This window comes from Prosthecobacter sp., assembly GCF_049294395.1.
Classification (GTDB): Bacteria; Verrucomicrobiota; Verrucomicrobiia; order Verrucomicrobiales; family Verrucomicrobiaceae; genus Prosthecobacter.
Window position 1 is genome coordinate 1 of record NZ_JBAQCR010000394.1, and the last position, 10,854, is coordinate 10,854.

The window sequence follows — 10,854 nt, forward strand, 5'->3', positions numbered from 1 at the left end:
CCGTGAAGGTGGCCGCCGTGGTGGTGGAGGGCGTACCGCTCAGCACCCCTGCACTGCTCAGCGTGGCCCAGGTGGGCAGCGTGCCGCTGGCCAGCGTGTAGGTGTAGGAGGCTGCCCCCCCAGAAGCGGTGATGGTCTGCGAATACGCCGTGCCCACCGTCGGTGCGGTCAGCGTGGCAGGCGAAAGCGTGACGACGGGGCAGACCTGCAGCGTGAAGGTCTTGGTGCCGGCGCAGGTGTTGACACTGTCCGTGGCGGCGATGGTCACGCTGACTCCGCCCGCATTGCCCGTGGTCGGCGTGCCGCTGAGGACGCCCCCGCTGCTCAGTGTCAGGCCCGCTGGCAGTGTGCCGCTGGTGACTGACCAGGTGTAATTTCCTGAACCGCCGGTGGCCGCGAGCGTCTGCGAATACGCACTGCCGACGGTGCCCAGCGGCAGCATGGTTGTGGAAATGGTGATGGCCGGGCAGCCCATGGCAAAGGTCATCGCCTGCGTGCCCTGGCAGCCGTTCGCATCCGTGGCGCGGATGGTCACGTTGCCGCTGGTCTGCGAAGAAGGCGTACCGCTCACCACACCCGTGCTGGTATTGAGTGAGAGACCCGCCGGCAGCGTGCCGCTGACGACCGCATAGGTGTAGGCGGAAGAACCACCCGAAGCCGTGACCGTCTGCGAGTAAGAGACACCCACGGTGCCCGTGGCCGGTGTCGTCGGAGAGAGAGAAATGACCGGGCAGATTTGCAGCGTCACGGCCCGTGTGCCCTGGCAGCCATTGGCATCATTCACGCGGAAGGTGATCGTGGTCGCAGGACTGGCGGAAGCCGTCGGTGTGCCGCTGATGACACCCGTGCTGGCATTGAGCGTCAAGCCCGCTGGCAACGCACCGCCCGTGACCGTCCAGGTGCTGTAAGGAGCGATGCCACCGCTCGCGGCGAGCGTCTGTGAGTAAGCCGTGCCCACCGTGCCTGCGGGCAGTGCCGCGGGCGTGATCGAGATCGTCGGGCACACTGGCGTGAGCGTGTAAGCCAGCGTGGAGGTGCAAGAATTGGCATCCGTGACACGCAGCGTGAAAATGGCCGTGGTGGTGGAGTTCGGCGTGCCGCTGAGCACACCAGCGGAAGTCAGCGATGCCCAGGTGGGCAGCGTGCCGCTGGCCAGCGTGAAGGTGTAAGGGCCGGTGCCGCCGCTGGCCGTGATCGTTTGAGAATAAGACGTGCCCACCGTCGCCGTGGTCAGCGTCGTGGGCGAGAATGAGACGACGGGGCAGATTTGGAAGGTGATCGCGCGTGATCCCTGGCAGCCATTGGCATCATTCACCCGCACCGTGACGGAGGTCGACGGGCTGGCGGAAGCCGTCGGCGTGCCGCTGATGACACCCGTGCTGGCATTGAGCGTGAGTCCCGCTGGCAGCGTTCCTGCAGTAACGGTCCATGAGCTGTAAGGCGCGACACCGCCGGTGGCGGAAAGCGTCTGTGAGTAGGCGCTGCCGACCGTGCCGGTGGCGAGTGATGCAGGCGTGATGGTCACCGTCGGGCAGACCGGCGTGACGGTGAAGGAAAGCGTGGTGGAGCATCCATTGGCATCCGTGGCGCGCACAGTGAAAGTGGCAGCCGTGGTGCTGTTGGGCGTGCCACTAAGCACGCCTGAGGAACTCAGCGTCGCCCAGGTGGGAAGCGCACCGCTGGCCAGCGTGAAGGTGTAGGATGCAGTGCCCCCTGAAGCGGTGAGTGTCTGTGAGTAGGCCGTGCCCACGGTGGGCGTCGGCAGGATGGAGGGAGAGACGGAAATGACGGGGCAGATTTGCAGCGTCACCACCTGCGTCCCCTGGCAGCCATAGGCATCGTTCACCCGCACCGTCACGGAGGTCGAGGGACTGGCGGAAGCCGTCGGCGTACCGCTGATGACGCCGGTGCTGGCATTGAGCGTCAAACCCGCAGGCAGCGTGCCACTCGTCACCGTCCAGGTGTTGTAGGCTGCGGTGCCGCCGCTCGCGCTCAGGGTCTGCGAATACGCAGTACCCACCGTGCCCGCAGCGAGCGTGCTTGGCGAGATGCTGATCGTCGGGCAGGCAGGTGCGACGGTGTAAGCCTGGGTGTCAAGACAGCCCGCAGCGTCCGTGGCACGCACCGTGAAACTCGTCGAGGCAGCGCTGGTGGGGAGACCGCTGATCGTCCCATTGCTCGTGCTCAGAGACAGCCCCGAAGGCAGCGTGCCGCTGGTGAGCGCCCATGTATAAGGCGAGATGCCGCCCGTTGCACTGAGGGTTTGTGTGAAGCTGGTGCCCACCGTCGGTGTGTTGAGCGTGGGCGGAGTGACCGTCACCGCCGGGCAGGTCGGCGTGATGCTGCTGGTCAGCGTGCCGGTGCAGCCCTTCGCATCCGTGGCACGCAGCGTGAAGCTGGTGGCGCTGGAGCTGGTGACTGTGCCCGAAATCACACCCGTGCTGGAATTCAACGTAAGACCGGCGGGCAGCGCCCCGGTGGCCACCGCGTAGGTGTAGGGGCCGTTGCCGCCGCTGGCAGTCACCGTCTGCGAATACGCGGCACCCACCGTGGGAGTGGGCAGCGTGCCCGGAGTCAGCGTGATGGTGCTGCAGGTCACATTGAACAGATAGTCTTCCACTTCACCCGGACCGCTGGCTCCCGTGGGGCCGGGATTGGTCACGGCAGTAAGACGGAAACGTGCGCCGAGAGCACCCACCGCAGCAGTGGAAGGCACATTGAAGGTGTAGCTCTGGCTCACATTGCTGGTGCCAGAGGGGATGGTGACGTTGGTGATGATCTGGTCGCCGCTGTCCGTCAGAGATCCATTGTTGCCGAAGTCCACCCAGCCATTCAGGAAGGCAGGCGCACCGGAGGTGTTCGTCACCTTCACCGTCACACTCACGCCCGTGGCTCCCTGCACCGCGCTGGCTGGCAGCGTCACGCCGTCTTCATCATCCGTCCATGACTGGTCGTCCGCATTCGCCGCCGTATTGAAAGCCGCCGGAATGTCGTAATCAACCAGCGCCCCCATCAGCAGCGAGCTGAACACGGTGTCACGTGCCACCGCGAATCCAGAGTAGTCGCCGAAGTCATCCAGCACCTGCGTGAACTCATAGCGCATGGCGCCACCGGAGATGGCGCTTGCCGCGATGCTGGAGTTCACGGTGGTGGCCACGCCGGTGGTTTTGTCCAGCGTGTACAGCGCCCTGCCCGCCTGCGCATACAGCGTGCCGTAGCCATCCGTGGAAAGACCGAACACATCGTCAATGGCCGCGCCCCCCGTGGTTTTGATCTGCCCCACAAGCTGTGTGGCCGTGCCGCCTTCCGGCACTTTATAGAGATAGAAGGTGTTAAATCCGCTGCCGGCCACCGCGTAGTACAATTCATTGCCGATCCATGCAAGGTCACCTGCGCTGTTGAGGGCCTCTCCATTCGGAACGGTGGACGGTGAACTGTAGGCACGGGTCAGCGCCGTCGTGGAGCTGGTGCTCAGCGCGGACAGATTGAAGGTGTAGATGTCGCCGTCGTTGACGCTGCTGATGTATGGCTTCCCGGCCGAGTCAAACACCAGGCCGTTGAGGCTGTTGCCAAAACTTCCCAGCCGCGTCAGGGCTCCAGTCGTCGGATTGATCTGGTAGATGTTGTTGAAGTCGATCCCGTAGAGAATGCCCGAAGGTGACCACGCCAGGTCCGTGAGGTAGCGAACGCTCGAATCCTTCGTCTGACCGACGAGCACCTTGGCCCCAGTGGAGACATCATACGTCTCCAGATAGCCGGTGCTGCCACTGCCGGAGCTGACGTAGAGCAGACTGGAGTAGCTGGTGCCGGAGGCCACCGTCATGAAATAGGACTGCGAGGCGGTACACCCGTAGGAGTCGCTGACCTGGACCGTGAAACTGCTGGTGCCCTTCGCCGTGGTGGTGCCGCTCAGCACGCCCGCGCTGCTCAGGGAAAGCCCCGCTGGCAGCGTGCCCGACGCCAGCGACCAAGTGAGCGGTGTATTCACAGAGCCCGAGGTCGCCGTGGCCACCATTGTCACATTGACCGCCGTGGACAAATCCCACGACCCCATGGCAAACGGTGAGATCACATAGCCCGTGCATGCCGGAGTAAGCGTGTAGCTGCGGGTGCCGACACAGCCGCTTTGATCCACGGCTTTCACCGTGAAGGTCTGGGTGTCACCGGAGGTCGGAGTGCCGGTCAGTGCGCCGCCCGAGCTCAGGGTCAGCCCGTCTGGCAGCGTACCACTGCTCACACTGAAGCTGTAGGGTGACGTGCCGCCGCTGGCACTGATCGTCTGCGAGTAGGCGGTGCCGACCGTCGCTGTGCCCAGAGTGGTGGGACCCACCGTGATGGCCGGGCAGATCTGCACCAAATAATCTTCCACCTCACCATTGCCTTTCAGACCAAGGGGCGTTGGAGAGCTCGTGGAAGTCAGGCGCACGCGCACGCCCACATTCCCAAGGGTGGCGCCGGACGGCACTGTGAAATTGATGGTCCTGTTGGAATTCGAGCTGCCCGTGGCGATCATCGTGTTCGAGGCAATCTGTTCGCCAGAGTCCGTGAGCGAACCGTTCTTGTTGTAGTCGATCCACGCATTGAGGAAGACGGTGGCACCACTGGTGTTCGTCACATTCACAATGATGCTGCCTGACGTACCCGTGACCAGACTGCTCGGCAGGGTCACACCGTCTTCATCATCCGTTCCCGTGTTGTCATCTCCCGTTGCGAGGGAACTGGCCGTGACCGAAGGTTCACCGTCAGTGGTGGCACCTATCCTGATGGTGCTCACCATGGTGCTGCTGGCATTGCCGAAACTGCTAAAGTCCCCATAATCCGTCTCGGCAAGTGCCCCCACCGCCGAAACCACAAACAAGCTGATACCGGCTGTCAATGAGCGCAGGCCCCGGGCACAGCGCCTCCTCAGCCACGCAGCGGCGCGGAGAATCGAGGCAGTCGACCCGCCTGTTTCTTTAGAAACATTCGAAGAACTGCTGTATTCCAGAGGAAGACCCATGTAATTTTTGCGAATAAACTCAGCTTAGCAATACTCATTATAATTTCAATAGAAAGAACGCATTTATTTAAGTTTCCCTAAACAACCATGTTTCATCCCCTCAATTTTGTAAAAAGGCGCACTCCGGAGCTCGACACACCTTCGATTGCCCTTATTCTCCGCGCCCCCTCAAAAAAGTGGCAAATATGAGCAAAAAAATCGTTCTCGCATACTCCGGCGGCCTCGACACCTCCGTCCTTCTCTCCTGGATCAAGGAAACCTACAACGCCGAGGTCATCGCCTTCTGCGCCAACGTCGGCCAGGACGATGAACTGAAAGGCCTGAACGCCAAGGCCAAAAAGACCGGGGCTTCGAAGATCTACATCGACGACCTGCAAGAGGAGTTTGCCACCGATTTCATCTTCCCGATGATCCAGGCCGGAGCCATCTACGAAGGCGAGTACTTCCTCGGCACCAGCATCGCCCGCCCCCTCATCGCCAAGCGCATGGTGGAGATCGCCAAGGCTGAAAAGGCCGGCTTCATCGCCCACGGCGCCACCGGCAAAGGCAACGACCAGGTCCGCTTTGAGCTCACTGCCGCAGCCCTCGCCCCCGAGATCGAAATCATCGCCCCATGGCGCGATGAGCGCTTCCGCACCCAGTTCCCCGGCCGTGCCGAGATGATCGCCTACTGCGACGAGAAAAAAATCCCCGTCCAGGCCAGCGCCAAGAAGCCCTTCTCGATGGACCGCAACCTCCTGCACATCAGCTATGAGGCCGGCATCCTCGAAGACCCTTGGTTTGACGCCAGCGATCCGAAGAACAAAGGCTACTTCAACACCCTCTCCGTCTTCCCCGAAGACGCTCCGGACAAGGCTGAAACCGTCATCCTCGAATTCGAAAAGGGCAACTGCATCGCCGTCAACGGCAAGCTCCTCTCCCCTCTCGGCGTCATGAAGCTCCTCAACAAGCTCGGCGGCAAGCACGGCGTCGGCCGCGTGGACATGGTGGAAAACCGCTTCGTCGGCATGAAGAGCCGCGGCGTGTATGAAACCCCCGGCGGCAGCATCCTGCACTTCGCCCACCGCCAGATCGAAAGCCTCACCATGGACCGCGAAGTCATGCACCTGCGTGACAGCCTGATCCCGAAATACGCCACCCTGGTGTACAACGGCTTCTGGTACGCCCCGGAGCGCCTCGCCCTCCAGGCCCTCGTCACCGAGAGCCAGAAGAAAGTCAGCGGCACCGTCCGTGTGAAGCTCTACAAAGGCAACATCATCCCCGCCGGCCGCAAGAGCGTCTTCAGCCTCTACAATCCGCAGATCGCCACCATGGAAGCCGACCCCACGAAGGCCTACAACCAGGACGACGCCACCGGCTTCATCCGCCTCAACGGCCTCCGCCTCAAAACCGGCGCGATCCGCGACCGCAAGAAGTAAGAAAGCTTCAGGAGAAGATCATCTAAATCACACCAACACGCCGAAGAGCCATCTCTTCGGCGTTGTTGTTTTCCAAGGAAGAACTCACCGCACTCCCAAAAAGCTCGGTTTCTCCTGCTCTGCAGGTGACAATATCGTCAGCAATCAACACCGTTGCATACGGCATCCAGCCATGGTGCCGGCCGCGAATGACACCGCGCAGAGCAAAGCTCTTGCGCAAACTTTTCCCGAAGCTAAACCTCAGGCCGCCTGCCCTCGAAAGCACAACCGTCCGCTCCATGCGCTTCAGGCCTGCAAACGAGCTTCGCTTCCCTCTCCAACACACCGCATGAACGTTGATTCCACCGAGCTTCTCCTGGTCATGCCCGTGTACAATGAGTGCGCCTCCATCCGCAAGGTGGTGAACGAATGGTTCAGCGAGATTGAAAACTGGACGTCACATTTTGTCTTCCAGGTCATCAATGACGGCTCCACCGACGAAACCGGCGTCATTCTCACCCAGCTACAGTCCAGATACGGCGCCAGGCTCGAAGTCATTCAGCGCGAAAACCGCGGCCATGGCCAGAGCTGCCTCCAGGGCTACCGGATCGCCATCGAGCGCGGCATACCCTATGTTTTTCAGCTTGATTCAGACGGGCAGTGCGACCCGCAGTACTTTTTCCGCTTCTGGCGCAACCGCGAAAAATACGACGTGATCTACGGCGTGCGCAGGCGGCGCGACGACGGCATGCGCCGCGTCATCGCCAGCATGGTGCTGCGCCTCACGCTGCTGCTTTTTGCCCGCGCCAATTGCGCCGACGCCAATGTGCCCTACCGGCTGATGCGCACCAAGGCCTGTGCAGCCGCCGTCGGCCGCATTCACGAAAAGTTTTTCCTGGCCAATGTGGCCCTTGCCGTCCTGCTCAGGCATCAGCCTGGAGTGAGGCAGGGCACCGTGTCCATCCGCTTCCGTGAGCGGTACGGCGGCGAGCCCTCCGTGCCCCTGGGCAAATTTGCCTCGCGCGCCCTGGAAATGGTGCGCCAGCTGCGTGATCTCCTGCATTTGAAATGAAATTTTTTTCCTCCCTCCGCTGGTTCCAACTGCTGCTCCTCGCCGGGTTGGCGCTCCTTTGCTGGAACGCCGCCAGCACCACCGTCTGGGATGACGAAACCAACGGATTCTTTCTGGCAAGAGAGCCGCTGCCCAGCCTCCTCCAGCTCATGGCGTCCAACATTCACGAGGACCCGCCGCTCTATGACGTCGTCCTTCACTGCTGGCAGCACTGGGCAGGCTATGAGCCGTTCAGACTGCGCCTCCTCTCCATCCTTTGCTGGCTCCTCGCGCTCTGGGGCCTGTTCAGGTGCGCCATGCGCTGGGGCGGACGGCGGGAGGGATGGTGGGTGCTCGCGCTGGCGGCGTGGATGCCCTACCACTGGATGTTTCCATCCGCCATTCGCTGGTATTCCATGTTTGCCGCGCTCACGGCGTGGAACCTCCACGCCCTGCTTTCCGGGCTGGATCTGCCCGGCCGGCTGCCTGGCGCGGCCTTTCAGTTCAGGCCGTTGCGCTTCGCCGCCTACGTCGTTTCTGGCGCGGCCATGTGGTACTGCAATTACAGCGCTCCGGCGGTGTTTCTGGCCCAGGGCCTCGCCCTCCTGGCCGTCAGAGGCGTCAAAAAAGAGCCCTGGCTCTGGCTCATCGCCGCATGGGCTTTGATCGGCCTTTGCTATCTGCCATGGCTGACGGTGTTCATCCATCAACTCGGCATTTCGGCTTCGTCCTTTTATCTGCCTTACACAGTGGCGTCGCTGTATGCCATCTTTGCTGGCGAAGTCTCCACGCCGTTTGAGTGGTGGGTCTCGCTGCCCGTCGCTGTGGCCGCCCTGGCCGTCCTCCTGCTCGCCGTCTCCACCCGCCGCAAGACGCTGTTTCTCACGGTGCTCGTGGCGGCCATCCTCGGACTGATGGTGGCAAAAAACGTCATCTGGACCAAGCGTCTGCTCATCTTCACGCCATTCCTCGCGCTGCAGGCCGGCATCGCCCTGGCATCCATCACGCACAGCAGCCCTCTCTTCCAGCGGCGGGTGAAACAGGTCTTTCTCTCGGCGGCACTCCTTGCCCTGGCCGGCAGCCTGTTCAACCTTGTCCGCCGCGACGGCTGGCTCACCTACCGCTGGCTCGTTCCCACCGGAGATGTCGTCAGGGACATACGCACGCGGCAGCCAGGCGCACTGATCTTGTCCAACTCCAACGTCGTCGCCTTTTATTGCCATGATCCCGTGGGGCTCAATCTCATCAGCCTCTTCCCTGAACGCGTCACGAAAATGCACATGGCACCCTTCTATCCGGGCATCAATGCAGCCGTGCTCAGCGGTGTGCATTCCAGGCTTCAGGTTGCAACGGAAGCCGTGTACATCCATGACAGCTCCGGCTTCTCCTACTCAAAAGTCGCGCCATGGATACTGCAGGAGATGCAGGCGGCTGGATTTTCACAAGGTGAAGTGGTTCCCCTGGCCATGGCCTCGGCCGGCTATTTGAAGCATCACCCAGCGGCGACAGCGCAGCGCGGCCTGGATGCCGCACGGCTTGTCGTGGTGCGTTTTAGCAAAGTCCCGCACCCGTGATGCTCACATGGAAACGGACGTTCTCATCGTAGGCGCGGGCTTTTCAGGCCTGGTGATGGCGGAGCGGCTCTCCAACGCCCTCGGGCTGCGATGCCTTGTGGTGGACAAGCGCGCCCATGTGGGCGGAAACGCCCATGACGCCTACAATGACGCGGGCGTGCTCACCCATATTTACGGCCCGCACTACTTCCGCTCAAACAGCGCCAAGATAGTGGACTATCTCTCCCGGTTCACCAGCTGGCTGCCCACCAGTTACGAGATCCGCTCCTTTGCCGAAGGCCGCTACTGGCACTTCCCCATCAATCTCAACACTTTCGAGGAGCTCATCGGACGGCCTTCCTCGGAGGATGAGTTCAAGGCCTATCTGGATCAAAAGCGCGTCAACATCGCCTCGCCTGCAAATTCAGAAGAAGTCATCATCTCGCAGGTGGGGTGGGAGCTGTATGAAAAATTCTTCGAGGGCTACACGCTCAAGCAGTGGAAAAAACACCCCCGTGAACTCGACGCCAGCGTTTGTGGCCGCATCCCCGTCCGGACCAACCGGGATGACCGGTATCTTAGCGAATCATTCCAGGCGCTGCCCGCCGCGGGTTACCACCGGCTTTTTCAAAACATGATCGCAGCCAGCCCCGGAGTGCAGATCCTCCTCCGCACTGACTACCGCGAGCTCCTGCCAGAACTCAAGGCCCGGCACATTGTTTACACCGGTCCTATTGACGAATATTTTGACTTCCGCTTCGGTCCCCTCCCCTATCGCTCGCTCAGGTTTGAGACCCAGTCCTTTGACGCCGACGCACTCGCCACCAGACTCCCCATTTCTGGCAAAAAAGGCTTCTGGCAGCCAGCCATGCAGGTGAACTACCCCAACGACCACGCCTACACCCGCATTGTGGAGATCAAGCATGCCACCCGGCAAAGCTGCGACAATACTTCGATCGTTTACGAATATCCGGACGAATACGCCCCCGGAAAAGAACCTTACTATCCCGTGCCCACTGCGGAGAACAGCCGGCTCTATGCCCAGTACGCCGCACTCGCAGCCGCCACCCCCGGGGTGAGTTTCATCGGCCGCCTCGCCACCTACCGCTATTACAACATGGACCAGGTCGTGGGCATGGCTCTCCACGAATTTGACAAATTACAGCCAGTGCTCGCACGGGCCGCCTGAGACACCGAGGGGCGGCGGAGTAGCGCCCCCCCATCCTGAAAAAGTCAGGCTCACCACAGCACAAACCCCGTCTCCCCCGCGCGGCGGATGCGTGGGCTGAAGAGTACAAACATCGCTCCAAGGGAGTAGGTCACATTGGCCAGTCCCACCCACAGTGGGATCACCGCATGCGGCACCAAGGCTGCTCTTGGCTCCGTGGTGTCTGGCAGGACGCGGCTCAGGAAATACAGGCCCGCACCTGCCCCCGCGAGAAACACCAGCGCCAGCAGCCAGCGGCAGGACCGCTGCCCGTTCATGAAGCCATACATCACCACCAGACTCAGCCCATACCAGACCAGGGATCCGGCGAACCAGCGAAACACCTCGTGAAACAAAAACAACGTGATCACCACCGCTCCGAAAATCATGTGTGCCCACATGAGCTTGCGCGTGAAGTCGATCTCTTCACGATGCTTGGCGCCTCGATTGCGCTGCACATCAAGCATGGGGGTTCAGGGGGCGGAGGTTGTGTTTTCGTCAAGGTTGTCTTTGATCAAGACACCTGAGTTGGGCGTCAAGGCGAAGCTAGCACTCTTCTTAGCAAGTTTACGGCCAGTATCCATGCAAAGGTTGCATGTGATCATGACATTCTTCACCACTCCCCTACTCCATACCGCTGCAGTGGA

At 61.5% G+C, this 10,854-nt stretch carries 6 protein-coding genes; 4 read left to right on the forward strand and 2 right to left on the reverse strand.

The window, feature by feature from the left end; translation table 11 throughout:
• A partial coding sequence (locus WAW39_RS27010) for a beta strand repeat-containing protein (protein ID WP_422322295.1) occupies positions 1–4,876 on the reverse strand: 4,876 nt, incomplete at its 3' end.
• 308 nt (positions 4,877–5,184) lie between these two features.
• On the opposite strand from WAW39_RS27010, the gene WAW39_RS27015 reads away from it, so the two are divergent.
• From WAW39_RS27015 to WAW39_RS27030, 4 genes are all read left to right on the forward strand, one after another.
• The gene (locus WAW39_RS27015) at positions 5,185–6,417 is read left to right on the forward strand and encodes an argininosuccinate synthase (RefSeq protein WP_397383789.1); all 1,233 of its coding nucleotides are present in this window, start codon (positions 5,185–5,187) and stop codon (positions 6,415–6,417) included.
• A 328-nt stretch (positions 6,418–6,745) separates the two neighbouring features.
• Positions 6,746–7,468: a glycosyltransferase family 2 protein gene (locus WAW39_RS27020; RefSeq protein ID WP_422322297.1), complete on the forward strand. Its 723-nt coding sequence runs from the start codon at positions 6,746–6,748 to the stop codon at positions 7,466–7,468.
• Positions 7,465–9,021 carry a glycosyltransferase family 39 protein gene (locus WAW39_RS27025; protein ID WP_422322299.1) on the forward strand — a complete coding sequence of 519 codons (1,557 nt, stop codon included), beginning with the start codon at positions 7,465–7,467 and terminating at the stop codon, positions 9,019–9,021. Before WAW39_RS27020 ends, WAW39_RS27025 begins: the two co-directional genes overlap by 4 nt.
• 7 nt (positions 9,022–9,028) lie before the next feature.
• On the forward strand, positions 9,029–10,189 hold the full coding sequence (locus tag WAW39_RS27030) for a UDP-galactopyranose/dTDP-fucopyranose mutase family protein (RefSeq protein WP_422322301.1): 1,161 nt from the start codon (positions 9,029–9,031) through the stop codon (positions 10,187–10,189).
• A gap of 50 nt (positions 10,190–10,239) precedes the next feature.
• Here WAW39_RS27030 and WAW39_RS27035 read toward each other — a convergent pair whose 3' ends face one another.
• Complete coding sequence (locus tag WAW39_RS27035) at positions 10,240–10,674, reverse strand: hypothetical protein (RefSeq protein WP_422322303.1); 435 nt, start codon at positions 10,672–10,674, stop codon at positions 10,240–10,242.
• Positions 10,675–10,854: the final 180 nt, after the last annotated feature.